Annotated in this window: 22 protein-coding genes and 1 pseudogene; 14 read left to right on the top strand and 9 right to left on the bottom strand. The window is 64.6% G+C overall.

What is annotated here, in order from left to right; translation table 11 throughout:
- The first annotated feature begins 16 nt into the window (after positions 1-16).
- From NCR38_RS23875 to oiaK, 8 genes and pseudogenes are all read left to right on the top strand, one after another.
- Entirely contained in the window at positions 17-799 is a 783-nt protein-coding gene (locus tag NCR38_RS23875; RefSeq protein ID WP_061117196.1) for a 3-hydroxybutyrate dehydrogenase, read from the top strand.
- 9 nt (positions 800-808) lie between these two features.
- A complete protein-coding gene (locus NCR38_RS23870) occupies positions 809-2,086 on the top strand; it encodes a patatin-like phospholipase family protein (protein ID WP_061117195.1) in 1,278 nt (425 codons plus the stop codon).
- A 57-nt stretch (positions 2,087-2,143) separates the two neighbouring features.
- Positions 2,144-2,524, top strand: coding sequence for a VOC family protein (locus NCR38_RS23865; protein ID WP_061117281.1), 381 nt, complete (start codon positions 2,144-2,146; stop codon positions 2,522-2,524).
- A gap of 207 nt (positions 2,525-2,731) precedes the next feature.
- A pseudogene (locus tag NCR38_RS23855) lies at positions 2,732-3,459 on the top strand (MFS transporter); the annotation flags it as partial.
- A gap of 348 nt (positions 3,460-3,807) precedes the next feature.
- Complete coding sequence (locus NCR38_RS23850; protein ID WP_061117194.1) at positions 3,808-5,154, top strand: MFS transporter; 1,347 nt, start codon at positions 3,808-3,810, stop codon at positions 5,152-5,154.
- Positions 5,155-5,182: 28 nt separating this feature from the next.
- A complete protein-coding gene (locus tag NCR38_RS23845) occupies positions 5,183-6,013 on the top strand; it encodes a phosphogluconate dehydrogenase C-terminal domain-containing protein (RefSeq protein WP_061117193.1) in 831 nt (276 codons plus the stop codon).
- Between the two features lie 55 nt (positions 6,014-6,068).
- A complete protein-coding gene (locus NCR38_RS23840; protein WP_061117192.1) occupies positions 6,069-7,313 on the top strand; it encodes a ribulose-bisphosphate carboxylase large subunit family protein in 1,245 nt (414 codons plus the stop codon).
- Positions 7,310-8,692, top strand: coding sequence for a 3-oxo-isoapionate kinase OiaK (gene oiaK / locus NCR38_RS23835; RefSeq protein ID WP_061117191.1), 1,383 nt, complete (start codon positions 7,310-7,312; stop codon positions 8,690-8,692). The genes NCR38_RS23840 and oiaK overlap by 4 nt, the downstream gene beginning before the upstream one ends.
- 124 nt (positions 8,693-8,816) lie before the next feature.
- Here the strand turns inward: oiaK and NCR38_RS23830 are convergent, their stop codons facing one another.
- Positions 8,817-9,746, bottom strand: coding sequence for a LysR substrate-binding domain-containing protein (locus tag NCR38_RS23830; RefSeq protein WP_061117190.1), 930 nt, complete (start codon positions 9,744-9,746; stop codon positions 8,817-8,819).
- Positions 9,747-9,998: 252 nt separating this feature from the next.
- Between NCR38_RS23830 and NCR38_RS23825 the strand changes: the two genes are divergently transcribed.
- The 5 genes from NCR38_RS23825 (at position 9,999) to NCR38_RS23805 (ending at position 15,377) form a co-directional block, all read left to right on the top strand.
- Positions 9,999-10,307: a DUF4148 domain-containing protein gene (locus tag NCR38_RS23825; protein ID WP_061117189.1), complete on the top strand. Its 309-nt coding sequence runs from the start codon at positions 9,999-10,001 to the stop codon at positions 10,305-10,307.
- 272 nt (positions 10,308-10,579) lie between these two features.
- A complete protein-coding gene (locus NCR38_RS23820; protein WP_250477696.1) occupies positions 10,580-12,364 on the top strand; it encodes a DNA-binding protein in 1,785 nt (594 codons plus the stop codon).
- 13 nt (positions 12,365-12,377) lie between these two features.
- Positions 12,378-12,773 (top strand): hypothetical protein, encoded by a 396-nt coding sequence (locus NCR38_RS23815; RefSeq protein WP_061117187.1) that lies wholly within the window; start codon positions 12,378-12,380, stop codon positions 12,771-12,773.
- Between the two features lie 147 nt (positions 12,774-12,920).
- Entirely contained in the window at positions 12,921-13,973 is a 1,053-nt protein-coding gene (locus tag NCR38_RS23810; RefSeq protein WP_250477695.1) for a nitronate monooxygenase family protein, read from the top strand.
- Between the two features lie 66 nt (positions 13,974-14,039).
- Positions 14,040-15,377, top strand: coding sequence for an NYN domain-containing protein (locus NCR38_RS23805; protein WP_061117185.1), 1,338 nt, complete (start codon positions 14,040-14,042; stop codon positions 15,375-15,377).
- Positions 15,378-15,400: 23 nt separating this feature from the next.
- Here NCR38_RS23805 and NCR38_RS23800 read toward each other — a convergent pair whose 3' ends face one another.
- The 3 genes from NCR38_RS23800 to NCR38_RS23790 form a co-directional block, all read right to left on the bottom strand.
- Positions 15,401-16,810: an HdeD family acid-resistance protein gene (locus NCR38_RS23800; RefSeq protein ID WP_061117280.1), complete on the bottom strand. Its 1,410-nt coding sequence runs from the start codon at positions 16,808-16,810 to the stop codon at positions 15,401-15,403.
- Positions 16,811-16,964: 154 nt separating this feature from the next.
- Positions 16,965-17,768 (bottom strand): alpha/beta hydrolase, encoded by an 804-nt coding sequence (locus NCR38_RS23795; RefSeq protein ID WP_250477694.1) that lies wholly within the window; start codon positions 17,766-17,768, stop codon positions 16,965-16,967.
- Between the two features lie 49 nt (positions 17,769-17,817).
- Positions 17,818-18,159 (bottom strand): DUF4148 domain-containing protein, encoded by a 342-nt coding sequence (locus NCR38_RS23790; protein ID WP_061117183.1) that lies wholly within the window; start codon positions 18,157-18,159, stop codon positions 17,818-17,820.
- Between the two features lie 559 nt (positions 18,160-18,718).
- Between NCR38_RS23790 and NCR38_RS23785 the strand changes: the two genes are divergently transcribed.
- Complete coding sequence (locus NCR38_RS23785) at positions 18,719-19,096, top strand: DUF3331 domain-containing protein (RefSeq protein ID WP_061117182.1); 378 nt, start codon at positions 18,719-18,721, stop codon at positions 19,094-19,096.
- A 325-nt stretch (positions 19,097-19,421) separates the two neighbouring features.
- On the opposite strand, the gene NCR38_RS23780 is transcribed toward NCR38_RS23785, so the two are convergent.
- The 5 genes from NCR38_RS23780 to NCR38_RS23760 are packed head-to-tail and all read right to left on the bottom strand — an operon-like array spanning position 19,422 to position 24,677.
- Complete coding sequence (locus NCR38_RS23780) at positions 19,422-19,919, bottom strand: SRPBCC family protein (protein ID WP_061117180.1); 498 nt, start codon at positions 19,917-19,919, stop codon at positions 19,422-19,424.
- A gap of 7 nt (positions 19,920-19,926) precedes the next feature.
- Positions 19,927-21,372, bottom strand: coding sequence for an efflux transporter outer membrane subunit (locus NCR38_RS23775; protein ID WP_061117179.1), 1,446 nt, complete (start codon positions 21,370-21,372; stop codon positions 19,927-19,929).
- Positions 21,369-22,334: an HlyD family secretion protein gene (locus NCR38_RS23770; protein ID WP_061117178.1), complete on the bottom strand. Its 966-nt coding sequence runs from the start codon at positions 22,332-22,334 to the stop codon at positions 21,369-21,371. Before NCR38_RS23770 ends, NCR38_RS23775 begins: the two co-directional genes overlap by 4 nt.
- Positions 22,331-22,540: a DUF1656 domain-containing protein gene (locus tag NCR38_RS23765; RefSeq protein ID WP_061117177.1), complete on the bottom strand. Its 210-nt coding sequence runs from the start codon at positions 22,538-22,540 to the stop codon at positions 22,331-22,333. The genes NCR38_RS23770 and NCR38_RS23765 overlap by 4 nt, the downstream gene beginning before the upstream one ends.
- A gap of 34 nt (positions 22,541-22,574) precedes the next feature.
- Positions 22,575-24,677: an FUSC family protein gene (locus tag NCR38_RS23760; protein WP_061117176.1), complete on the bottom strand. Its 2,103-nt coding sequence runs from the start codon at positions 24,675-24,677 to the stop codon at positions 22,575-22,577.
- Positions 24,678-24,679 lie beyond the last annotated feature (2 nt).

Genomic DNA, 24,679 nt, shown 5'->3' with positions numbered 1-24,679 from the left:
GTTAAGGAACAAGCACATGGCACTGCAAGGAAAAGTCGCGCTCGTCACGGGCGCAGCGAGCGGCATCGGCGAACAGACGGCGCGCAAGCTCGCGGCCGACGGCGCGGCGGTCGTCATCGCCGACCTGAACCTCGCGAATGCGCAGAAAGTTGCGGACAGCATCGTAGAGGCGGGCGGCAAGGCGATCGCCTTATCGATGGACGTGACGAGCGAAGACGCGGTGAACGCCGGCATCGAAGAGGCGGTGGCCAAGCTGGGCGGCATCGACGTGCTGGTGTCGAACGCGGGCATTCAGATCGTCGCGCCGATCGAAGAGTATGCGTATGCCGACTGGAAGAAGATGCTCGCGATCCATCTCGACGGCGCGTTCCTCACGACGAAAGCCGCGATCAAGCACATGTACGCATCGGGCAAGGGCGGCTCGATCATTTACATGGGATCGGTGCACTCGCATGAGGCATCGAAACTGAAGTCGGCTTATGTCACGGCGAAGCATGGTTTGCTGGGACTCGCGCGTGTCGTCGCGAAGGAAGGCGGATCGCGCGGCGTGCGCGCCAATGTGGTGTGCCCCGGTTTCGTGCGCACGCCGCTCGTCGAGAAGCAGATTCCCGAGCAGGCGAAGGCGCTCGGCATTTCGCAAGAAGAAGTCGTGAAGAACGTGATGCTGAAGGAAACGGTCGATGGCGAATTCACGACCGTCGCCGATGTCGCGAACACGGTCGCGTTCCTCGCGGGCTTCGAATCGAATGCGCTGACAGGGCAGTCGGTCGTGGTGAGCCACGGCTGGTTCATGCAATAAGGGGAATCCATGCGCCGCAGTCAACGCAACACACTCACGCAGGCGAACCACGTCGCGCTGCCGGATTACGATGACGTCTGCCTCGTGCTGCAAGGCGGCGGCGCGCTGGGCTCCTATCAGGCCGGCGTGTTCGAAGGGCTCGCGGAAGTCGGCGTCGATCCGACATGGACATCGGGCATTTCCATCGGCGCGCTGAATACTGCGATCATCGCGGGCAATGCGCCCGAAAACCGCGTGGCCGCGCTGCGCGGGTTCTGGAACACGATCTGCCAGCCTGCGGATCTGATCGGACATGTCGGCGCGTTCCTGCCTGCGGCGTTCGGCTTCGGCAATATCGGCCGCAAGTTTTCGAGCATGTGGGCGGCGGCGCGCGCGCTGACCGAAGGACAGAGGGGCTTCTTTTCGCCGCGCGTGCATGTGCCCGATCTCGGACCGGTCACGAAGAGCAAGCGCCCGAGCGACGTGAGTTACTACGATACGTCCGCGTTACGCTCGACGCTGCTGCAGTTCGCCGATTTCGACCGCATCAACGATGGCGCCATGCGTGTGTCGGTGGGCGCGGTCAATGTGCGCACGGGCAACCTCGTCTACTTCGACAATACGAAGATGCGTCTCGCGCCTGAGCACTTCATGGCGTCGGGCGCGTTGCCGCCGGGCTTTCCTGCTGTCGAGATCGAGGGCGAGTTCTATTGGGACGGCGGTCTCGTGTCGAACACCCCGCTGACGGAGATCATTCGCGAAAGCCAGCACAAGGACACGCTCGTGTTCCAGGTGGATCTGTGGAGCGCGCGCGGCACGCTGCCGGGCGATTTTCTCGACGTGAGCGAACGCACGAAGGACATTCAGTATTCGAGCCGAACACGCGCGATCACCGATTTCGTTTCGCATAATCAAAAGCATGCGCGGCTTATCAAGGAACTGCTGGAGCACGTTCCCGAGAAGACGCGGCGCTCGCATCCGCTGTTGCGCGAGGCGCAGAAAATCGCGGATGGCGGCGCGGTGAACGTCGTGCATCTCATCTACAAGAACAAGTTCTTCGAAGGGCACTACAAGGACTACGAGTTCAGCAACGACACGATGGACGAGCACTGGGCAAGCGGGCTGGAAGATATTCGTCGATCGTTCGGGCATCCGGAGTGGTTCGAAGTGCCGAGTCATGATCTGGGCTTCGTGACGCACGATGTGCATCGGTATGAGCCCGCGCCGCAAGCGACGGCCGAGGTGCCTAAGGCAGTGTCGAAGAAGTTGGTCGATGTGGATGAGGTGGATGAGGTGGAAGGGGTTTGAAGCCCACGCGGGATTCCATTACCCTGATGAGCCGCGACGATCAAACGAGGCATGGCCATGAACGCCTGGAAACCCCCGACCTACCCCTCCATCAGTCCGTACCTCATCTGCGAAAACGCGGAAGCGACCATCACATTTCTGCAGAAAGTCTTCGAAGCCGAACTGGTCCGCCGCTTCGATCGTCCTGATGGCTCGCTGATGCACGCCGAAGTGCGCATCGACGACAGCATCGTGATGATCGGCGGTGGCGCAACGGATCAGCAATCGCCGGGGCCGCATATCCACGTCTACGTGCGCGACGTACAGGCCGTCTACGACCGCGCCATCCACAACGGCGCGCAAAGCGTGCAAGCGCCCACGCGCAAACGCGCCGATGACGACTTCAGAGGCGGCTTTTGCGACGCCGCCGGCACCACGTGGTGGGTCGCCACGCAATGACCGCCTAACGTTTTTTTCTCTTCGCGCGTGGCGGGCGGCGCGCCCAGACTTTCGCGCAACGCGTTCGTCAGCGTGCTCAGAAACTGATCGACCGCAGGCGCAAGTCGGCGCTCGCGCATCACGGTGACCTGCAACAGGCGCTCGTTGAGCAAAGGCTCGTCGATGGGTGTGGCGACGAGCGTCGGCGGGCGGGGGTCGCCTTCGAGCGCGACCGCGCTGCCGAGCGTGATCGCCGGTGAGCGCGCCGAAATGATGCCCGCCACGGAGCTCGCAGCGTGGGGCTGGCGCATTCCGTTCTTCTTCGGCTTGCTGATCGGACCGGCGGGCCTGTTCCTGCGACGCTATCTGCGAGACGCGGCCGATTACACCGAAGCCGACCACACGGCCACGCCCGTGCGCGATGTATTCACGCAGCAGAAGGCGTTGCTGCTCGTCTCGATCGGCGCGCTGACGGTATCGACGGCGGTGAACTACCTGTTGCAGTATGTGCCGACGTTCGCGATCCGCGAGCTGAATCTCGACGCATCGACGGGTTTCGCGGCGAGCAGCAGATGTCGACGGCGGCGCTGCTGCTCTTCGCGACGGGCTATCCGGCGTTCGCGTATGTCGTGTCGCATGTGTCGGTGCCTGCACTGTTCGCACTCGTCGCGTGGCTCGCGTTGCTCGAGGCGATCTACTTCGGCGCGCTGCCTGCGCTGATGTCGGAAATCTTTCCGGTGTCCACGCGCGCGACGGGCATGTCGATCGGCTACAACATCGGCGTGACGGTGTTCGGCGGATTCACGCCCGCGATCATCATCTGGTTGCTGAGCGCGACGGGCAGCAAGGCGGCGCCCAGCTTCTACATGATGTTCACGGCGGTGATCAGCCTCGCGGCGCTGGCAGCGGTGAGCCGGGGGAAAGGCGGAACGCGGGCATTGCGCGTCGCGGCGTGAAGGCGCTGACGCGAACGACCTTCATCGGCGAGTCATCCCGATGAAGGTCGATGCCTGTTCGGTATGCACGCGTCGATGAGGCTTTGGGTCACCCGCGACGCCGCTGAATTCGTGAGCGGCAGCCGGCGACACTTCGGCTCGACGACCGGCTCGGCCCGGAGACCGAACGCTGTGAGATTTTCGCAGCACCACTATGGCGGTTTATGGATAAAGACGTGAATATATCGCCGTAAGCTGTGAGAAAAAATCGATCCGATTCGGCGTTTGCACCTATGTCTCGCATCCCTCCGGCGATGGTCTACTCGTCACACCAGTTGACCACACTCGTGCGCCACGCCTGGAGGAGACATGAACGTTGTGCAAACGCAGTCCGTCGAGCGATCGGCGATCAGAAAAGTGTCGTGGCGGCTCGTGCCGTTCGTCGCGCTGATGTTCTTCATCAACTTTCTCGACCGGACCGCGATCTCGTTCGCCGGCCCGAACGGAATGACCAAGGATCTCGGCCTCACCGCCGCACAGTTCGGTTTCGCGGCGGGCGTGTTCTTCATCGGCTATATCGTGCTGGAGATTCCGAGCAATCTCGCGCTGCACAAGTTCGGCGCGCGCCGCTGGCTCGCGCGCATCATGGTGACGTGGGGCATCGTCGCATTGCTCTTTACCTGGGTGAGCAGCGTAAACGGGCTCTATACGCTGCGCTTTCTGCTGGGCGTTGCCGAAGCGGGTTTCTTTCCCGGCGCGATTCTCTTCCTGAGCACGTGGGTGCCCGCGAAGCATCGCAGCCACATCCTCGCGCTCTTCTATCTCGCGCAACCGCTCACGATCGTCATCGGCGCGCCGTTCGCCGCGCTTCTGATCCAGGCGCACGGCTTCTTCGATCTCGCCGGCTGGCGCATCATGTTCTTCGGCGTCGCGATTCCTGCCATTCTGGTCGGCGTGATCGCGTGGTTCTATCTCGCGGACAAACCCGCTGACGCCCGTTGGCTCACGGCCGCCGAGCGCGACTGGCTCACGACGCGCCTCGACGAGGAAGACCGCGCGAAAGGCGCATCGGCCAGCAAGGTCCACGGCAACCCCGTCGCCGCGCTGATGAGTGGCCGTGTCTGGCTCTTCGCGCTGATGTACTTCGGCCTGATCTACGGGCTTTACGCGCTCGCGTTCTTCCTGCCGACCATCATCGGCGGCTTCGAGGCGCGCTTCGGCACGCACTTCAACGTGTTCCAGAAGGGTTTGATCACCGCGATTCCGTATCTGCCGGCCGCGATCGCCCTGTTCCTGTGGAGCCGCGACGCAACCAAGCGCGGCGTGCGCTCGTGGCATATCGGCGTGCCGGCGCTGATCGGCGCGTTGAGCGTGCCGCTCGCGATGCAGATGGGCTCGCCCGCCGCGACCATCGCCGTGATCACCGTGACGGCCTGCGCGATCTTCTCCGCGCTGCCGAACTTCTGGGCGCTGCCCGTGCGCTTTCTTTCGGGTGCGGCGGCGGCAGCGGGCATCGCGCTCATCAACACGGTCGGAAATCTCGCGGGTTTTGTCGCGCCGTACATCACCGGCATGGCGAAGGACGCGACGGGCTCGTATCAACTGCCGATGCTGATCGTCGGCGCAATGATGCTGATGTCCGCCGCGCTCGCCTTCGCCATCGGACGCACGAGTCAGGAACGCGCGCCGGATGCCGTCGCGGCCAACGCACATTGAACACTCACCTCACACCGGAGTCATCGAAATGAAGGAAAAGATCGCGTTATTCGGAGCAGGCGGAAAGATGGGCGTGCGCCTCTCGAGCAACCTGCTGAAGTCGGACTATCGCGTCGCGCATGTCGAGCCGGGCGCGGCCGGACAGAAGCGGCTGAAGGATGAACTCGGTATCGAATGCGTCAGCGCCGATGCCGCGCTCGACGGTGCGCAGGTCGTGATCCTCGCCGTGCCCGATACGCTGATCGGCAAGCTCTCGCACGACATCGCGCCCAAGCTGTCGCCGGGCACGATGGTCATGACGCTCGATGCCGCCGCGCCTTTCGCCGGCCATCTTCCGGACCGCAAGGATCTGACGTATTTCGTCGCGCATCCGTGCCATCCGATCATCTTCAACTACGACCTCGACGAGAAGTCGTTGCATGACCACTTCGGCGGCGCGCACGCGAAGCAGTCGATCGTCAGCGCGCTGATGCAAGGGCCGGAGGAAGCGTTCGATCTGGGCGAGGCCGTCGCGAAGGTGATCTACGCGCCGATCCTGCGTTCGTATCGGCTGACCGTCGATCAGATGGCGATCCTGGAGCCGGGCCTGTCGGAAACCATCTGCGCGACGCTGCTCTACGTGATGCGCGAAGCGATGGATGAGACGATCAGGCGCGGCGTGCCCGAACAGGCGGCGCGCGACTTCCTGCTCGGCCACATGAACATTCTCGGCGCAGTGATCTTCAACGAGATTCCCGGCGCATTCTCCGATGCGTGCAACAAGGCGATCGAATTCGGCAAGCCGCGCCTGATGCGCGATGACTGGAAGAAGGTGTTCGACCGCGAGGAAATCGCGGAGAGCATTCGCCGTATCACCTGAAAATTGCGCGCTGCACGAGCAAGATCGCAACCGAATCGCCATCGAGGAACTGACTGTGACCGAACGCATCCACGCCACTTACTGGCTCGAAACCGGCGTCGATCCGGGCCTTGCCGCCGAGACCATCGCGGGCGAGCAGTCGAGCGGCACCTTCATCGCGCTGCCCAACGAGACGCCCGAACTCAAGGCTCGCTCGGGCGCGCGCATCGAACGGCTCGAAGTGCTGGGCCATGCCGAGACGCCGAGTCTCCCGGGAGGCGCCGCATCGAAGCGTTATACGCAATGCGTGCTCGAACTTTCGTGGCCGATCGGTAACTTCGGGCCGTCGCTGCCGAATCTGATGTCGACGATCGCGGGCAATCTCTTCGAATTGCGGCAGGTGTCGGGCTTGCGTCTGACCGGGCTGCGCCTGCCCGCGTCATTCGCGGCGGCGTATCCGGGGCCCGCGTTCGGCATCGAGGGTACGCGCAAGCTGTCGGGCGTGTCGCACGGTCCGCTCATCGGCACGATCATCAAGCCGAGCGTCGGGCTTTCGCCGCAGGAAACCGCCGCGCAGGTGAAGGAACTGGTGGCGGGCGGCATCGACTTCATCAAGGATGACGAATTGCAAGGCGACGGCTCGCATTGCCCGTTCGACGAACGCGTGCGCGCGGTGATGCGCGTCGTGAACGATCACGCCGAGCGCACCGGCAAGAAGGTGATGGTCGCGTTCAACGTGACAGGCGATCTCGATCAGATGAAGCGTCGTCACGATCTCGTGCTCGAACAGGGCGGCACGTGCGTGATGGCGGTGCTCAATTCGATCGGTCTCGTCGGCATGACCGAGTTGCGCAAGCACAGTCAGTTGCCGATCCACGCGCATCGCGCGGGCTGGGGTTATCTGACGCGCGCCGAAGCGCTCGGCTGGGACTATGCGCCGTGGCAGATGCTGTGGCGGCTCGCGGGCGCGGATCATCTGCACGTAAACGGCCTGCGCAACAAGTTCAGCGAATCCGACGAAAGCGTGATCGCGGCGGCCCGCGCGGTCCTGTCGCCGGTGATGGACGAAGCGCCATTGACCGCGATGCCCGTGTTCAGCTCGGGCCAGACGGGCTTGCAGGCGGCGGACACGTATGCCGCAATCGGCTGCGCGGATCTCATTCACACGGCGGGCGGCGGCATTTTCGGGCATCCGGGCGGCGTCGCGGCGGGCGTCGAGGCATTGCGCGAGTCCTGGGTCGCTGCGATCGAAGGCGTGCCGCTCGCCCGTCATGCGCAACGCAGCCCTGCGCTGAAGAGCGCATTGGAGTTCTGGAAATGAGCACGCAATGGCCGGACGGCCTGCTGCTCGCGTACTACGGCGACGACTTCACCGGTTCCACCGACGCGATGGAAGCGATGACCGCCGCCGGCGTGCCGACGCTTCTGTGCCTGCAAGCGCCCGCGCCCGAACTGCTCGCGCGCTTTCCCGATGTGCGTTGCGTCGGGCTGGCGGGATCATCGCGCGGGCGCAGTCCGCAATGGATGGACGACGAGTTGCCGCACGCCTTTGCGAGCCTCGCCGCGCTGGGCGCGCCCATCCTGCAATACAAGGTCTGCTCGACTTTCGATTCATCGCCGCACACGGGTTCGATAGGCCGCGCGATCGACATCGGCGTCGCGCAGATGCGCGGCAGGTGGTCGCCGATGATCGTCGGCGCGCCGCGCCTCAAGCGCTATCAGGCCTTCGGCAATCTGTTCGCGGCAGTGGACGGCGAGGGCCATCGGCTCGACCGTCATCCTACGATGTCGCGTCATCCCGTCACGCCGATGGACGAAGCGGACCTGCGCGTGCATCTGGGCCGGCAGACGGAGCGGCGCATCCGCCTGATCGATTTCGTGCAGTTGCGTTCGCCGGATGTTCGCGAACGCCTGAGCGCGCTCGCGAACGACGGCACGCCCGTCGTCATGATCGACGTGCTCGACGAGGAGACGCTCGCCGCCGCGGGCAAGCTCGTGTGGGAGGCGCGCGGCGAGGGCGTGTTCACGGCGTCGTCGTCGGGACTGCAGTACGCGCTCGCGGCGCACTGGCGCGCGAACGGGCTCGTGCCGCAGACGCCGGGCTTGCCCGACGCATCGCCCGCCGCTGTGATCGCGGCCGTCAGCGGAAGCTGTTCGCCCGTGACGGCGGGGCAGATTCGCTGGGCGCGCGAGCACGGCTTTTGCGTCGAGCGCCTGGACTTGCGCCGCGCACTCGATAATGCGCAATCTCGCGAAGCCGAAATCGAACGCGTGACCGGCGCCGCGGTTCGTGCGGTGTGCGCTGGCGAAAGCCCGATCGTCTTCAGCGCCGAAGGCCCGGACGACCCCGCCGTGCTCGCATTCGACGACATGGCGTCGCACGCCGGACTGAGCCGCGCGGACGCCGCGCGCCGGGTTGGCGAAGCGCTTGCCGAGGTGATGCGCCGGCTGCTCGATCGCACGCCGTTGCGCCGCGTCGTCGTCGCGGGCGGCGACAGTTCCGGCGAAGTGGCGAGCAGGCTCGGCATCACGGCATTGAGCGTCGCGGCGGCCATGGCGCCGGGCGCGCCGCTGTGCCGCGCGTGGTCCGACGATCCGGCGCGCGACGGGATCGAAATCGTGCTGAAAGGCGGACAGATCGGCCGCGCGTCTTTCTTCGGCGACGTGCGCGACGGCGCTTCATGGACCGGGGCTTCGTGAGGTTTCATCGAAGACGGGCGATTTCGATGGCTCTGCGAGGCACGGCGGATCAACGAGAGCATCGCCGCGGCGATCGCGATGCACGCGCGCCTCTCGCGTGCGAGCGCGCTCTACGGCATGTTCTTCACGTCCTGAGCGCTTCGTCGTCCCGCGCGCGCAGGAACGCGGTCATCTGCTCCAGACTTTCGTTCATCTCTTCGATCAGCCAGCGCTCCAGCTGCGCGACGTCGGCATGCGCGCGCAGATGCGGCGCGACCCACAGCACGAGCTGACGCGGACCCGGCGCGAAGCCGAACGGCGCAACGAGCTTGCCGGACATGAGATCGTTCATCACGAGCAACTGCGGTACGAGCGCCACGCCGAGACCGCACACGGCCGCCTGAATCAGCAGATAGAAGTGATCGTAGGCATCCGCGCTCGCGCCGGCGATCGGCGCGAGGTTCGTCGCGTGATACCAGTCCGTCCACGCCTCCGGGCGCGTGCGGGTGGACAGCAGCTTTGCGCGCGCGAGATCGGCAGGCGTTGCGAGTCCGATCGACTGTGCATACTCCGGCGAGCACACCGGCCCGATCCATTCGTCGATGAGCGTGCGCGTGACCGCGTCCTTCGGCGGCTCGATCGTGTTCGCGCGAATGGCGACGCTGATCTTGTCGCGCACGAAATCGATCTGGTCGTAGTTCATGTTGAACTTGAGCTCGGTCTGCGGATAGCGCCGATGAAACCCCGCGATCCTCGGAATCAGCCAGTTCATCATGATGGTCGCGGAGCACGACAGCGTGAGCGGCTCGGGCTTCAACTGCTCGATACTCGCGTCGATGAGATTGAACGCGGTAGTAAGTCCCTCGGCGAGGCGCCTGCCTTCGGGCGTCGGGTCCGACGACTGCGCGGAGCGCACGAGCAGCGTGAGGCCGAGCGTGTCCTCGAGCGCCTTCACCTGCCGGCTGATCGCGCCGTGCGTGACGCACAGCTCCTGCGCGGCGAGCGTCATGCTGCGCAGGCGCGCCACGGCCTCGAACGCGCGCAGGGCGTTCAGCGAAGGGCGCGGGGTCTGCATGGGTCTCCTCCCTGTGTGGTCCCGATCGTGTCCTGTTTCGATACGGCAAGCCGATTGTAGACGGCGCGGCGGGCCGTCCTCTTTGTATCGCACTGTATCCGCAGTGAAGCCCGACACACGGCGTTTCATAACCTGCGTGCCGCGAAACAAGCCAGATACGTGCGCCGGTTCTAATACCTCCATGCCCGAACGATTCGCAACACGGCGCGGATCGACAAGACGGGTTTCCATCCCATTCTCTGGAGGTCAATCATGAAAGTCATCCAATCGCTTATCGTCGCTGCCGCTGTCGCGCTTCCGGCTTTCTCGTTCGCGCAGTCGAACCAGCCGATCACCCGTGCGGAAGTACGCGCGCAGCTCGTCGAGCTGCAAAAGGCCGGTTACGATCCGGCGAGCGACCAGACGCAGTATCCGCAAAACATCCAGGCCGCGCAGGCGCGCGTCGATGCCGCGAAGGGCCTGACCGCCTACGGTGCGCCGGTGAACGGCGCCTTTGCATCGGGCGCGCGTTCGACAGATGCGAACGTCATCGGGCTCGGTCCGGTTTTCGCAAGGCCGTAAGCGCGCGGTTTGCTCGATTCAATGAAGCCCGGACGGATGGCCCGTCCGGGCTCGATGCGTTTCTGTGAATAACGTATTACGTCTCGAAATTATCGCCTCTCAAGCGATACACTCTCGCTGCAAAATCCCGTTTTCGAGGGCACGTGACGCGCTGCGCAATGGCGAGGCGTGGAAAATGGGTATCATCCCGTTCCGCCCTGGCGCGGATTCAGCCGAATGTAACAACGTATCGCAGTTTTTTGAGTGCGACGCCACTGATTTTCGAGGCGCTTATGCCCACAGACGTAGACATCATTACCGACGAGCAAATCGCGTCGATCGCCGACCGCCTGACGCAAGAAGGCCGCAAGGTTTCCCCCGTGACCGTTTGGACGGAGGCCGGCAGCGGCTCGGTCGTCGCCATCGCGGCAGGCCTGCAACGCTGGCGCGAGGCGCGTTCCCCGGACGTGCCGCAGCAGCAGGCGCCGACCGGACTCCCCGACGACCTCGCCGAGACGCACGTGAACGTCGCGCGGCGGCTCTGGACCGTTTCTCGCGACGAAACCGAACGGATGTCCGGCCAGCGTCTGTCTGCGGTGAGCCAGCGGCTTTCGACCGCGCTCGCGGAGCGTGACGAGGCGCTCGCCGAGTTCCAGAAGACCGGCGACGAGGCCGCGAAGAGCCGCCAGCAAATGACGGAGATGGTGAGCGCGTTGCGGGCATCGGAAGAGTCGGTCGCGCGCTTGCGCCAGGAGTTCGAAGCCGTCACGGCGCGCGCGCAGACCGCAGAGACGCGCGTCGAGGAAGCGTTGCAGCGCGTATCGGCGGGCGAGGCGCAACTGGAAGCCGTGAAGGCGTCGCTCGAAGAAGAGCGGCGCGCGAAGGATGCGCTGAACGCGGCGTTGTCGGCGAAGGACGAAGACATCGCGCGCATCGCACAAGAGCGCGATCAGGCGCGGCAGGACCATTCGGAATTGCATGCGTCGATGTCGGGCAAGGACGAAGCGCTCGCGCGTCTCGCCGATGAGCTCGATCAGGCACGCGAGCAGCACGGCAATTTGCACGCGTCGCTGACTGGCAAGGACGAGGAACTCGCGCGCATCGCCGACGAGCGCAATCAGGCGCGGGAGCAGCACGAGCAGTTGAGCGCATCGCTCGCGGGCAAGGACGAAGAGCTTGCGCGCATTGCGCAAGAGCGCGACCGCGTGCTTCAGGATCACGCGCAACTGCATGCATTGATGGCGGGCAAGGACGACGAGCTCGCGCGCATCGCACAAGAGCGCGATCAGGCGCGGCAACAGCATGAAGCGTTGAGCCTCGCATCGCAGGAGAAATCGGCTGAAGTCGAACGCTGGTCGCAGGATGCGATCGCCGCGCACGGGCGCGCGCAGGCCGCCGAGGCGCAGGCGAGCGAAAGCCTCGCGCACGTCGCCGCACTGGAGGTGGAGTTGAACGAAGTGCGCGTCGCGCTCGCGGCGGAGCGTGAGAACGCAGCTGCGCGAAACGCCGAAATTACCGCGTACCGCGATCACGCTGGCCGTGTCAGCGCCGAGCTGGATGAAGCCCGCAAGCAGATCAGCGCGTTCATGGAAGAGAAGGCCGAGCAGGGCGCCGAACTCGCGCGCGTGTCGAACGATGTCAACGCGTTGCGCGAGCGCGCCGAGGCCGCCGAGAAGAACGCGACCGATCTCGCGAAGCGCCTCGTCGAGAAGGAGCAGGGCGACGAGTCGGAGCTCGCGTCGCTGCAGCGTCAGATCTCGGCGCAGGCGAAGGCGCATTCGAAGGCCTATGACGATCTCCGCGCCAACGCCGAGCAATGGGTCACCTACGCGAAGGACTTGCGCCAGCGTCTCGATGTGGCCAACGAGAAGATCCTCTTTATCGATGCTCGCAGCACCGGCGAAGTCGCGCTGATGCGCAGGCTCGCGGTCGAGCTGGAGCGCCTGAAGCCGGATCACGAACTCGTGTTCCGCGAGTCGCAGCAGAAGATGATCGGCGACAAGATGGCGCAGCAGCTCGCGCAAAAGGGTTATCGCTACGATCCGGCGACCGCGGTGATGTCGAAGATCGAAACGTGATCTTCATGTGACGATGCAAACGCAGACCCTCACCGTCACGATCGATCGCGATTGGCGCGAGCTCTATGAAGCGATCTGGCATCCGGAGGTCTTTCCGACATGGGCGTCCGGACTCGCGCAGTCCACGCTCGAAGACCTGGGCGACCACTGGCGCGCCCGCGGTCCCGAAGGCGATGTGACGATCCGCTTCACCGGTCACAACGCGCTCGGCGTGATGGATCATTACGTCGGTCTGCCGAACGGTGAAGAGGTCTACGTACCATTGCGCGTTTATCAGAACGGCGCGGGCGCCGAAGTGGCGCTCACGCTGTTCCGCCAGCCCGGCATGTCCGACGAAAAATTCGCCGCCGACGCCGACTGGGTCCGCCGCGACCTTGCCGCGCTCGCCGCGCGTCATGCGAAGCCCTGACTGCGCTTCTCAGGCCACAGTCCGCGAAGCGCTCTCGCCGACGAAGCGCCATCCGTCATGAGTCAGCTTGAAAGCCAGTCCGGTCGGGACTAGGCTTTGGCGAGGGTCCGGCACTTGCTTTCGGGCCGTTCATCGCGCGAGGACGACATGACCGCGAACGCTGCGCCTTTCGATACCGAGTTGACCCGCGTGCTCGGCTGCCTTTATCCGATCATCTCCGCCGGCATGGGAGGCCCCGCGCGTGCGGAACTCGCGTCGGCGGTGTCGAGTGCGGGAGGCTTCGGATTGCTCGGCATGGTGCGCGAATCGCCCGAGACGATCGCCGACGAAGTCGCCGCCGTGCGCGCCGCGACGGATCGGCCATTCGGCGTCAACCTCATTCCGACGGGCACGAAACCCGGCTTGCTGGCCGCCGAGCTCGACGCCTGCCTCGAACTGGCGGTGCCGGCGATCTGCTTTTTCTGGGACGTGTACCCCGATATCGTCGCGCGCGCGAAAGACGGCGGCGCGCTCGTGCTGTATCAGGTCGGCTCGCTCGAAGATGCGCTTCGCGCGGAAAAGGCCGGCGCCGATGTGATCGTGGCGCAAGGCGTCGAGGCGGGCGGCCATGTGCGCGGCTCGACCGGCATCATGACGCTGCTACCCGAAATCGCCGCGCATATCCGTGTGCCGGTGGTCGCGTCGGGCGGCATCGCGACGGGCGCGGGGCTCGTTGCGGCGCTGGCGCTGGGCGCGAGCGGCGTGCATTGCGGCACTGTCTTCCTGCCGACGCACGAATCCTATGCGCACGATTATCACAAGCAACGCGTGATCGATGCGCGCGCGGGCGACACCGTCCACACCGACCTCTACGCGATCAACTGGCCCGCCGGCTCACCGGTGCGCGTGCTCGCGAACAGCCTGACGGATGCGGCGCGCGATCATCTCTTCGGCAACGATCCCTATGCGCTGCCGCGCGAAGTCATCGCGCATGACGAATGGGGTGCCGTCGAAAAATACAGCACGATCTCTCCGCTGCGATCGACGACCGGCGATCTCGAAAAAATGGCGCTTTTCGCGGGGGAATCGTCGGCGCTGGTGAGCGAGCGGACATCCGCGGGCGAAGTCGTCGAACGTCTGATGCGCGAGGCGAACGAGACGCTCGACGATCTGCTGGCGCGACGCGAGAAGACCTTGAACGTCGGGGGCGGCGAGTCATGAACGGCCATCGGGCCGACAAGCTATCATGTGCGCATTCCAAACAAGCCGCACGGGCTGGAGAATCATATGGCTGGACCTCAGGAAAGCGTCAGCATGGCGTTGTTCTGCGACTTCGAAAACGTCGCGCTCGGCGTTCGCGATGCGAAGTACGAGAAATTCGATATCCGGCCGGTGCTCGAACGCCTGCTGCTGAAGGGAAGCATCGTCGTCAAGAAAGCCTATTGCGACTGGGATCGCTACAAAGGCTTCAAATCGGCGATGCATGAGGCGAGCTTCGAGATGATCGAGATTCCGCACGTGCGCCAGTCGGGCAAGAACTCGGCCGACATTCGCCTCGTCGTCGATGCGCTCGATCTTTGCTACACGAAATCACACGTCGATACGTTCGTCATCATCAGCGGCGACTCCGACTTCTCGCCGCTCGTGTCGAAGCTGCGCGAGAACGCGAAGAAGGTCATCGGCGTAGGTGTGAAGCAATCGACGTCCGACCTGCTCGTCGCGAACTGCGACGAGTTCATCTTCTACGACGACCTCGTGCGCGAGCAGCAACGCGCCATCGCCAAGCGCGAACAGCGCGAATCGAAACGCGCGCCCGATGAAGAACGGCATCCCAGGCAGGAGACGGACTCGCGCAAGTCGCAGGCCATCGCGATCACCGTCGAGACGTTCGAGGCGCTCGCATCGGAGCGCGGCGAGAGCGGCAAGATCTGGGCGTCGGTGTTGAAGAGCGCGATCAAGCGCCGCAAGCCGGGCTTCAGCGAAACGCAATATGGCTTTCGTGCGTTCGGCAATCTGCTCGATGAAGCGCAGTCGCGCGGTCTGCTCGAAGTGGGCCGCGACGACAAATCCGGCGCATTCGTGTTTCGCTCCGCTCAGTCCGCTCAGGCCGCGGCGGTCGATGTGAGGCAACCCGAGGCGCCGGTCGTCCAGAAAGAAAACGAAGGCGCTGGGAACAACCGACGCCGAGAGCGCCGCGGCGCAAGGAAGAGTGCGCACGCGGCCGCGCCCGAGCCCGTCGTGTTCGAGGAAGAAGCATCGACGCCGGTCGCTCCGACAGAACACGAAGGCGCGGGGAAAAGCAGCCGCAGAGAGCGACGAGACGCAAGGAAAGCCGCGCACGAACCGGTCGCGTTCGTGGAAGAGGCACCGATGCCGGTCGAACGCGAGACGTTCGAACCGCAAGCGGAAGCTACACCCGCGCCCGCATCCGCGCCGAAAAAGCCGGCCGCGCGGAGCCGTGCGCGCAAGACTGCGACGAAGCAGAGCGTCGCCGATGTATCGAACGAAAGCGCGGTGATCGCCGCCGGACCGGTTGCCGAATCGAAGGCGGAAAAGCCATCGCGCAAATCGTCATCGCGCGGCAGCCGCTCGCGCAAGGCCATCGACAAGGCGAGCGATCAGTAAATCGCGCGCATCGAATCATCGCTTCATCCGGTGCGCCGTTCCGCTTCCACCGACGCTTCTCCTTGCGCGCGCGCCGCCGCATGCTCTTCGGCGCGCCAGCGCTGCCGCGAGCGATACATCGTCGCGACCGCGATGCGCGCCATCTTCACCCAGCCGGAGTGACGCGGGTCGGCGAGCATGCTGAGCGCGCGCGCGTAATCGAGCGTGAGGCCCGGCGTCCAGGCCATCGTCGCGGCACGCTTTCGCACTTGCGCCGCGACCCATAGCTCCGGTGTCGTCATGATGCGCACGAGCGGCTTCCATCCGCCGCCCTTGCCCCATACGCGCGCCGACGCACCCTCGATCGCCGCTTCCAGCGCCCGCGCCACGGAACTCGAGCAATTGCGGTAAGTGAGGTTATAGGTCGTGTCACGCCGATACGCCTGCCAAAAGCGCGCGAGCCTCACCGGATCGTAGTTGCGGATGCGCACCTGTTGCGTCGACGGACACCACGCCTTCGACTCGGTTTCATAGTCGGGCTGAAAGAGGCCGGGCACGTCGTTCTCGCGTGTCGCGCGCAGCGTGCGCGTGAATTCGTTCGGCGAGCGGTCGATCTCGACCGCGGGATACAGGCTGATGTAGACGCCTTCGGGCGTTTCCAGCGCCGCGTGGCCCGTCGAGATGGTGCCGTTCCTGTCGACAGCGGCGATATAGCGATCGACCAGCAACTGCCGCTTCGGCTGCGACTTCGCCGTGCCGACCGGCGTCCATACGTGCACGGTCAGCGCGGCTTCATCGGGTGCGGGCGGGCCGTCGAAGACCGCGCCGGCGAACGACGGCGCGGCGCGCGCGGGTTCTGCCTGCGCCGCCGTAGCCGATTCGCCTTCGACGGCGGGATTCGCCGCCATGCGCCGCACGCGCGCCGCGAGCAGGATCATGTTCCAGCCGCCGAAGAAGAGGCCGAACGCGACGCAATAGGCGACCGTGCCCGCATAGTGATCGGGATAAGGCTGATAGAAAAAGATTGCGATTGCGATTTCGAGCACGCCGCCTGCCGTGGCGAGACGCCATTTGCGATAGCGGACCACGCGCGCGGAGACGATCTGCAACGCGCCATCGACGAGAAAGAGCGTGCCGAAGATGAGCGACAGCACGAAGTTGCCGTGCTCGCCGCCGAACAGCACGAGCAGCGCCGAGAGGCAGAACGTCGTGCCTTTCACGTAGCGCAGCTTGCGCTGACCGCCCATGCCGGTCCACGCGACGGCGAGTGTGGCGAGGCCTTCGAGCAGCATCATCAGCGCGAAGGGGATGATGGGAAAGTAGAGCGAGCCGTCGAGCGCGTCGGTGAAGATGACGCCGCCGAGCGCGATGCTGAGCAGCCCGAGCGTCATCACCGAGCGCCATCGCGTGCGCAGATAGTCCACGCCGAGAAGAATCATCACCAGCCGAACCATCGCTTCCTCCGTCTCATCATTCGATACCTCGTGCGGCACATGCGCGGCCACACACGTTATAAGGCATCGACGGCGAAAGCGGCAAGAAGGGAAAACCGCAGACGAATACGCGCGGCTGCCGTGCAAGGGCACGACGGCCGCGCGATCGCGTCACCTATTGCACCGCATGCTTCGCGGCATCTTCGATCACCGCCGCGACCTGTTGCGGCTTCGATTCATACACGGAATGGCTCGCGCCGGGAATGACCGTGATGTGACTATGCGCGCGCTCGTAGTACCAGCGTTCGAGATCCGGATTGATGATCTTGTCGCTGCCCGCGACGATGCCCCAGCTCGGCTTCGACGTCCATGCTGCAGCCGTCAGCGGCGTCGTGAAGACTTGCGCCGATGTCAGAATCTGCGAGCGCGATTCGAACGTGGCCTGCCTGAGCGGCAGATCCGCGGCGAAGTCTTTCGGGAAGACGGCGGGGTTCAGGTACGTGTAGCCATCCGCTGTCTTTTCGACGGCGTCCGTCTGCTTCGCGAGGAAGCTGGGCGTTTTCTTGCCGAGCGCGCCTTCGTCCTCGCCCACATTCGGCGCATGCGCCGCGACGTAGACGAGCCCGGCGACATTCGTATGCACGCCCGCTTCCGTGATGACCGACCCGCCGTAGCTATGGCCGACGAGAATGGTCGGACCGTTTTGCAGGTCGAGCACGCGCCTGGTTGCGGCGACATCGCCTTCGAGCGAGGTCAGGGGTTCCTGGACCATCGTGACGTGATAGCCGTCCCGGGTCAGGATGTCGTAGACCGGCTTCCATCCCGAGCCATCGACCCACGCGCCGTGAACGAGGACGATGTTCCTGACGGGCGCATGGGCATCGGCGGCCGGGGCGGCATTCTGAGCCATTGCGCCAGCCGATGCGAACACACCGGCCGACAGCGCCAGCACCGAGGCTGCTTGCAAGATTCGCTTCATGAAGGACTCCGCTTGTGCGAATGAGAGATCATCGATCCGGACGCGCGCATCAGCTACCGAAGAACGGCTGACAGAAGTCGATCGGGCCGACGCACGTGTTGTTCATCGAGACATGCTTCGGTGCACCCGATGCACTCGTGCCGGTTTGCGCGCCCCCGTACGTCCGCACTGCGTCGGCATGTTGCGCGGCGACCTTCGCTTCTGCCGCCTGAATGTCGGACGGGTAGTACGGATCGCTCGCGAGCGCGGGGTTATAACCTGCCTTTTCGACCGCGACGAGATCGGCGCGGACCTGTGCGCGTGTGACGGGACCGTTCGACTGCGCGAATGCCAGAGCGGGCGCGGCGAGCGTGGCGGCAACGAGGGTGAAGCTGACGAGGTATTTTTTCATGATCTATTCCTGGTGGATGATGCGTATGTATTCGGGTATCCGAAATAAATATTCTCTTCGGTTTCCCTTGGTCAAGGCCGTCGGTCTGTGTTCGTGTTGCGACCTTGATGACAATGTATCGCCCGGCGCGCGCCTCGACTACACCTACGAAGGAGCGTGCTCGCACCAACCATCGGTGCATCGGCTAAACGTTCGCATGGCGCGTGCGCCGTGGATCGAACCGTCCGGCTGCATCGCATGCGACGTGCGGATGAGCCGTCTCATGCGCGCGTCTGACGCGCTCATACGAAGGTGTTAGCTCCTCGCCGAGCCCTGCGCGAATCAAACCTTCATATAGGTTGACTCAACCAATGGGCGGTCTCGTCAACCGTATGTACGGCTAGGCGCGTGATTTTCGTTTGATTAATTTGGAGTGGTCGCGATGCGCATTCTCGATATCGCGCTTCGCTGCGGCCTTCGCAGGCGCTTCGTCGCCGCGACGGCGAGGCACTGGCAGACAAACCCGCTCGAGGCGGCGTGAGCGGATCGGTTCACCCCATTCTTCAATAAGGAGCCGGCTATGGCCGAAGCTGCAATCGCGCTCGATCCGTGGGCACAGACGATCTTTCGATTGACGTCGCTGAATGATGGCGTGAGTTTCGAGGCGCCTTCGGCGAGGCGTCCCTTCAGTCAAACGGGCGAGCGCCGCGTCACCGTGAAGCTGATCGAGCGTCCGTCGAGCACCACGGCGACGATCGAATGGCGCGATCCGACGCGCTGCTGCTATGGCGATCAGGTGTGGCGCGCGATGCGCGCGCGCACCGCCGGCGTGTGCGCGATGAGCGGCGTCGAGATCCGTCCGGGCGACCGTGTGTACGGGCCGAATCCGCGGCCGGTTCCGGGCAACGCGGGCGCGATGATTCTGGCATCGGTGCTGGATCAGGCGACGTCGCTATGAATCGATCCCGTTGCGCGAGCTCGCCCTTTCGCGATGCGCTCGTGCCTCATCGTTCAGATCGGCGACTGGGTGTTGCGCAATGTGTGCCGCAATATCGCGCAATGGGATGCAGACGGACTGTGCCGGCCGATGCCCGCCGCGGACCTCACGAGGTTTCTGTGCGCAATGGCGGGCGCATCGTCGCGGCGCGGCGTGATTGCGCGGCGCTTGCCGTGTAATCGTTAAGGCCGGCGGGATAAGGCTAAAACGGATGAGGATCAATACGTGGAATATCCGCGACGAGGACATGATTGCGGTGCGGGGGTGATCCGGTGCCAAGCCCGCCTCACCTCTGCGCTTCACGATGCTCCACGCCCACGAGCCGCGCATCGAGCCGCCTTGCAAGCGCTTCGGCGCCGCGCTGCATCACGTAGTCGTGGTTCCATTTGAAGAGCGGCCGCGCGATCGGCGCAAGCAGCTTCATCCATCCGCGTCCGGTGCGCACGCGCCATTCGTATCGCACGATCGTCACGTCATTCTGCGATGAAAAGTGCCAGCACCCCGAGCCTTCGACATCGCCACTCGCTTCCCCTTCGAGCGACATCAGCGGCTCGACGCGCGTAACACGCATGTCGAAGCGCACGCGATACGGCAAACGTCCTTTCCATGTATAACGATGCAACGCGCCGACGCCATCGCGCGCGCCCGTTTCCACTTCGATCACACGTTCGACGCACGCCCACCAATGCGGCCACGCCGACGGATCGTGGATCGCGTCCCACACGGATTGAAGCGGCGCCGCGATCCTCCAGACGGTAATGAATCGATATTCGCTCGCACGCACGATCGCCTCATTTTTGCTTCGAGTTCTTCGCGACTGCTTCGTCGGTTTCCCAGCCGCCGCCGAGCGCGCGGAAGAGGTTCACCTGATCGATCGCGACCTGGCCTTCGGCGGCCGCGACCTGCGCCGCGACGCCGGTCAATGTACGCGTCGCGTCGAGGTCGTTGAGGAACGACTCGCGGCCCGCGCGATACAGCCGGTTCGTTTCATCGGCCGATTCGATCGCCGATTTATACGCGGTGCGCAATGCATCGGCGCGCGTGGTATCGGATGCGTATGTGGCGAGGCTGCTCTGCGTCTCCTGCAGCGCCTTCAGCACGACGCCGTCGAACTGTGCAAGCGCGCCGCCCGTCGCCGCTTCGGCCTGATGCACGCGCGCGCGTTGACCGTTGATCGGAAAGCTCCAGCTGATGAGCGGCCCGAACGCCCAGCGGTTCGTGTTCGCGCCGAAAAGATCTTCCACGACACCCACCGACCCGACCGACGCACCAAGGCTCACCGACGGATACAACGCGGCGGTGGCCACACCGATGCGCGCCGTCGATGACGCGAGCTGCCGCTCCGCCTGACGCACGTCGGGGCGGCGTCTGAGGAGCGCTGCGCCATCGCCGACAGGAATCGGCGCGCGCAGCTTCGGCAGCCGCTTGCAGGCGAGGGCGGCTCGGGGCAAGTCCGAAGGCGCGCGCGCAAGCAGCATCGCAAGCCGATACTGCGCGACACGGCGGCGCGCGATGAAGCGCGGAATGTCGGCGGCGAGCGTATCGGCCTGAGTCTGCCCGCGCGTGACTTCCGACTGATTGCCGCGGCCCGCGTCGCGCAGACGTTGCGTGAGCTTCACGCGCTGCTTCTGCAAATCGAGCGACTTCTGTGCGATCTCCAGCTCTTCGCCCGCCGAGCACGCTTCGACATACGCGCGCACGACATCCGCGACGACCGTGATGCGCGCGAGGTCCTGCGCGGCTTCGACGGCTTCATCGTCGGCATTCGCCGCTTCGACGCCGCGCTTCAGCTTGCCGAAGAGATCGATCTCATATGAAATGGAAAGATCGAGCGCGCCTTCATTGACGACAGGAATCTTCTCCGTCAACAGATATTGCTCCGCCGATTCCTGCGCGCGCTGAAACGCCGCCGATGTCTTGCCCGAGAATCCGCCTTGCCGGTTCGCAAATTCGACTTCGGCGCGCGAGCGTGCGAGATTCGCGGCGGCCACGCGCAGGTCGGTGTTCGACGCGAGCGCCGCGGCCACGAGTTGATCGACGACGGGATCGTCATAGAGGCGCCACCATTTGGCGGGCACTTCGCCTTGCGTGACGGGCGCGCGATCCGCGCCGTCGATGGCCGCGTTCGCGTAGGGCGCTTTGATCGCCGCGTGATCGGGCAGCGTGTAGTTCGGGCCGACCGTGGTGCAGCCGAAGAGCGCGATGGCAGACGAAACAGCGATGGCGACCGCTTTCATTGCGATGCGCCCGACGCGGGGGCCGACACGCTCGAAGTCGGCGCAGGCGCAGAAGCCGGCGAGGTCTCCGACGCCGCGCGCTTGCCGATCTTCGGACCGATGCCGCGCACCGAGACCGTCGCGGTGCGGCCCGCGATCATGCGAAAGTCCGCCGGAATCTCATCGAGCGTCACACGCACCGGAATGCGCTGCGCGAGACGCACCCAGCTAAAGGCAGGATTCACGTTCGGCAGAAGACTCGAGCTTTGCTGACGGTCGCGATCCTCGATTGCCGCGACGATGCTCTGCACATGTCCGCGCAGGAGGCCCGGCTCGCCCATCACCTTGATATCGACAGGCTGGCCGATATCGATGCCGCCGAGCTTCGTTTCCTCGAAGTAGCCATCGACGCGGAACGAATGCATGTCGACGACCGAGAGTACCGCGCGTCCCGCCGACACGAATTCGCCGACGCGCGGCGCGCGATCGTTGAGATAACCGTCGACGGGACTGAGAATCTCGGTGCGTTGCAGATTGAGACGCGCCGTGTCGATGGCGACTTCGGCATCGGCGAGCGCGGCGGTCGCCTGCTCGACGCGCGAATGCGTTTCCTCGACGACTTCACGCGCGACGAGATTGCCGAGCGCGCGATTGCGCGCATCTTCGCGCCGCGCCTGATCGAGCGTCGCGCGGCGTTGCTGCGCGGTAGCCTGCGCATTGCGCAGCGCGAGCGTGTAGCGCGCCTGATCGATCACGAAGAGGACATCGCCCTTTCTGACCTGCTGATTGTCGATTACCTTCACGTCGGTGATGAGGCCGGACACGTCGGGCGCGACCTGGATCACGTCGGCGCGCACGTGACCGTCGCGCGTCCACGGCGCGAACATGTAGTAATCGACGAGCTTCCATAACACGACGCACGCAATCGCGACGACGATGAGCGTAAGCAGAATCTGCCCGAGGGAGAACCAGGTTTTTTTCACGAGATGAGCCGCTGCGAAACGATGACGACAACGCCCAGCACCAGAACATAGATGCCGAGATCGAAAATGGAACGGTGCCACACGAAGCGATAGAAGCCGACGCGCGCGAGCACGGTGCGGATCGCGAGATTCAAGAGATAGGCGATGAACATCAGCACGAGCACCGCAGGCACGAACACGCCGAGAATGTCGATTTCGCCGATCATGTGTGGCGTTCCGATGAAAGAGCAAATTTAAAGATCATGCCGGCTCCTCGCGCGGCGGCGCGCCGTTCGCGATGCCGGGCTGCGTCTGCGTCGCGGGTGGATGCAGCGACAGGCGCATGCCGACGAGCGCGTGCAGCGTGTCCCGCAGCCATTTCTCCGCGACCACGTCTTGCGACTGCGTGATCGCGCGGGATGTGACCTGCGCGCTCGTCGCATCGATGCTGCGAATGAGTTCGACAGGCACCGGCTGACGCGTGCGGCGCGCGATGCAGAGTTCGAAGTAATGACGCAATGCATCGAGCACGGTATCGACCGAGGTCTGCAATTCGATCGGCAGCTTGCGGCGCGTGCGGCGCAGATCGAGCGCATTCAACGCGACGCGGAAATCGCGAAAGCTTTCGATCGATGGGTGACGATGCGAGTCCGTTGCGGCATGACGCGGCAAGAGTTGCATCAGCCTGTCGAGCATGCGTGCATAGAGTTCGCGCTGGTCCTGAATGACTTCCGCTGCCGACGCGCTCAACACGATATCCGCCCAGGCCGAACGCGTGAGCCGCGCGGCAGCGAGTTCCGCGCCGAAGGGCCGCGTCATGCGCGTCCAGATGAACGCGAAGAGCAGGCCCGCGACGCCCGCGAGATTGCTGTTGATGAACACGAAGAAGTCCGCTTCGTAGGCGCTCTGAATGCTGATAAACGTCGCGGTGTTTACGGCCGTGAGCATCGTCACGAGCGTGAAGCGCGGCCGCGGAATGAGCGTGCCGATGATGAGAAAGGGCACGGAGAAGATCAGCACGAGCATCGGGAAGTCGTGCACGTGGGGCAGCACGGCGAACACATAGAGGCCGGCCAACACGACGCTCATGCAGGTCGCGAGAAAGAAGGTGAACACTTGCGGCGCGGGCTCGTCGAGCGCGGCGAAGAAGCAGCACGCGACGGCGGCGAGCGTCACGGCGCCAGCGCCATCGTTCCAGCCCGATTCGATCCAGAGTGCGCACGCGACGATGATCGCGCTGACCGCGACGCCCGTCGAAAAGAGCATCATGCCGCGATCGAAGAAGCGCGCCGTGCCGCCGAGCCGCCAGTGACGGAAGTGCGGACGCCATTCGCTCGTCTCGTTGAGAATCGCCGCACGCAGCGCGCGAATGTCCTGCCATACATCGACGACCTGACCGAGACGCCACAGCGCATTCGACAGCAGTGCGCCGTCGGCGCTCGCCAGCGCTTCGACGGAGGGACGCATCGCCTGGATGCGTTCGCGCAGCGCATCGGGCTCGCGCTCGTCTTCCACATCCTGCTCCGCGCGCGGCATCGGCGAGCCGACCCATGCGGCCACGTCCTTCAACAGTTGTTCAAGACCTCGAGGATGCGCGCCGTGCTTGTCGATCAGTTCGATGAGCGGATCGGCCATCGACGAAATCAGCGGCAGGAAGATTTGCATGCGGCCCTGCAACGCGCGCGCGCGTCGGATGATATCGGGCCGCGTGTGATCGTAAGTCAGCTGGCTCAGCAGGAATTCGAGGCCGTTGACCGTTGCCGCGAGCCGCTGGCGTGCCGCTGAAATCGATGCCCCCGCGATATGTCCCGAGAGCGTCTCGCACGCATAGAACGCGGCATCGCGAAACCATGCGTCCGTTCGTTCGATGAGCGTCGGCGCGAGCCGGCTAGGAAGCACCGCGCTGCCGACGATGCTCGCCACCACGATGCCGAGCAGAATCTCCTCGGTGCGCGTGATCGCGAGATCGAAGACCGTGATCGGGTTGGTGACGGCGGGCAGGGCGATCAACGGCAGCGTATAGCCCGCGAGCAGAAAGACATAGCTGCGCGCGCTGCGGTCGAACATGGAGAGATAGAGCAGCGTGCCCGTCCATAACGCGACGATCACACTGAAGAGAAACGGCGACTCGACGAAAGGCGGCACGATCAGCACCGCGCCCGCCGCGCCGATCATCGTGCCGAGCGCGCGATAGAGCGCCTTCGAGCGCGTCGCGCCGACGAACGGATTCGACACGATATAGACGGTCGCCATCGCCCAGTACGGACGCGGCAGTTCGAGCGCGAGGCCGATGTAAAGCGCGATCATCGCGGCGGCGAAGGTCTTGGCGGAAAAGAGCCACTCGCGCGCGGAAGGAAAGGACATGG

The sequence above is a fragment of the Caballeronia sp. INML1 genome, from assembly GCF_023631085.1.
GTDB lineage: Bacteria > Pseudomonadota > Gammaproteobacteria > Burkholderiales > Burkholderiaceae > Caballeronia > Caballeronia turbans.
The sequence above is the reverse complement of the archived record's forward strand: the minus strand, read 5'-3'. Positions and strand labels throughout refer to the sequence as shown.

Excerpts from the sequence above, each read along its gene's own strand:
- NCR38_RS23875 (WP_061117196.1), top strand. The coding sequence starts at position 17 with ATGGCACTGCAAGGAAAAGTCGCGCTCGTCACGGGCGCAGCGAGCGGC.
- NCR38_RS23870 (WP_061117195.1), top strand. The coding sequence starts at position 809 with ATGCGCCGCAGTCAACGCAACACACTCACGCAGGCGAACCACGTCGCG.
- NCR38_RS23865 (WP_061117281.1), top strand. The coding sequence starts at position 2,144 with ATGAACGCCTGGAAACCCCCGACCTACCCCTCCATCAGTCCGTACCTC.
- NCR38_RS23850 (WP_061117194.1), top strand. The coding sequence starts at position 3,808 with ATGAACGTTGTGCAAACGCAGTCCGTCGAGCGATCGGCGATCAGAAAA.
- NCR38_RS23845 (WP_061117193.1), top strand. The coding sequence starts at position 5,183 with ATGAAGGAAAAGATCGCGTTATTCGGAGCAGGCGGAAAGATGGGCGTG.
- oiaK (WP_061117191.1), top strand. The coding sequence starts at position 7,310 with ATGAGCACGCAATGGCCGGACGGCCTGCTGCTCGCGTACTACGGCGAC.
- NCR38_RS23830 (WP_061117190.1), bottom strand. The coding sequence starts at position 9,746 with ATGCAGACCCCGCGCCCTTCGCTGAACGCCCTGCGCGCGTTCGAGGCC.
- NCR38_RS23825 (WP_061117189.1), top strand. The coding sequence starts at position 9,999 with ATGAAAGTCATCCAATCGCTTATCGTCGCTGCCGCTGTCGCGCTTCCG.
- NCR38_RS23820 (WP_250477696.1), top strand. The coding sequence starts at position 10,580 with ATGCCCACAGACGTAGACATCATTACCGACGAGCAAATCGCGTCGATC.
- NCR38_RS23815 (WP_061117187.1), top strand. The coding sequence starts at position 12,378 with ATGCAAACGCAGACCCTCACCGTCACGATCGATCGCGATTGGCGCGAG.
- NCR38_RS23810 (WP_250477695.1), top strand. The coding sequence starts at position 12,921 with ATGACCGCGAACGCTGCGCCTTTCGATACCGAGTTGACCCGCGTGCTC.
- NCR38_RS23805 (WP_061117185.1), top strand. The coding sequence starts at position 14,040 with ATGGCTGGACCTCAGGAAAGCGTCAGCATGGCGTTGTTCTGCGACTTC.
- NCR38_RS23800 (WP_061117280.1), bottom strand. The coding sequence starts at position 16,810 with ATGGTTCGGCTGGTGATGATTCTTCTCGGCGTGGACTATCTGCGCACG.
- NCR38_RS23795 (WP_250477694.1), bottom strand. The coding sequence starts at position 17,768 with ATGAAGCGAATCTTGCAAGCAGCCTCGGTGCTGGCGCTGTCGGCCGGT.
- NCR38_RS23790 (WP_061117183.1), bottom strand. The coding sequence starts at position 18,159 with ATGAAAAAATACCTCGTCAGCTTCACCCTCGTTGCCGCCACGCTCGCC.
- NCR38_RS23785 (WP_061117182.1), top strand. The coding sequence starts at position 18,719 with ATGGCCGAAGCTGCAATCGCGCTCGATCCGTGGGCACAGACGATCTTT.
- NCR38_RS23775 (WP_061117179.1), bottom strand. The coding sequence starts at position 21,372 with ATGAAAGCGGTCGCCATCGCTGTTTCGTCTGCCATCGCGCTCTTCGGC.
- NCR38_RS23765 (WP_061117177.1), bottom strand. The coding sequence starts at position 22,540 with ATGATCGGCGAAATCGACATTCTCGGCGTGTTCGTGCCTGCGGTGCTC.
- NCR38_RS23760 (WP_061117176.1), bottom strand. The coding sequence starts at position 24,677 with ATGTCCTTTCCTTCCGCGCGCGAGTGGCTCTTTTCCGCCAAGACCTTC.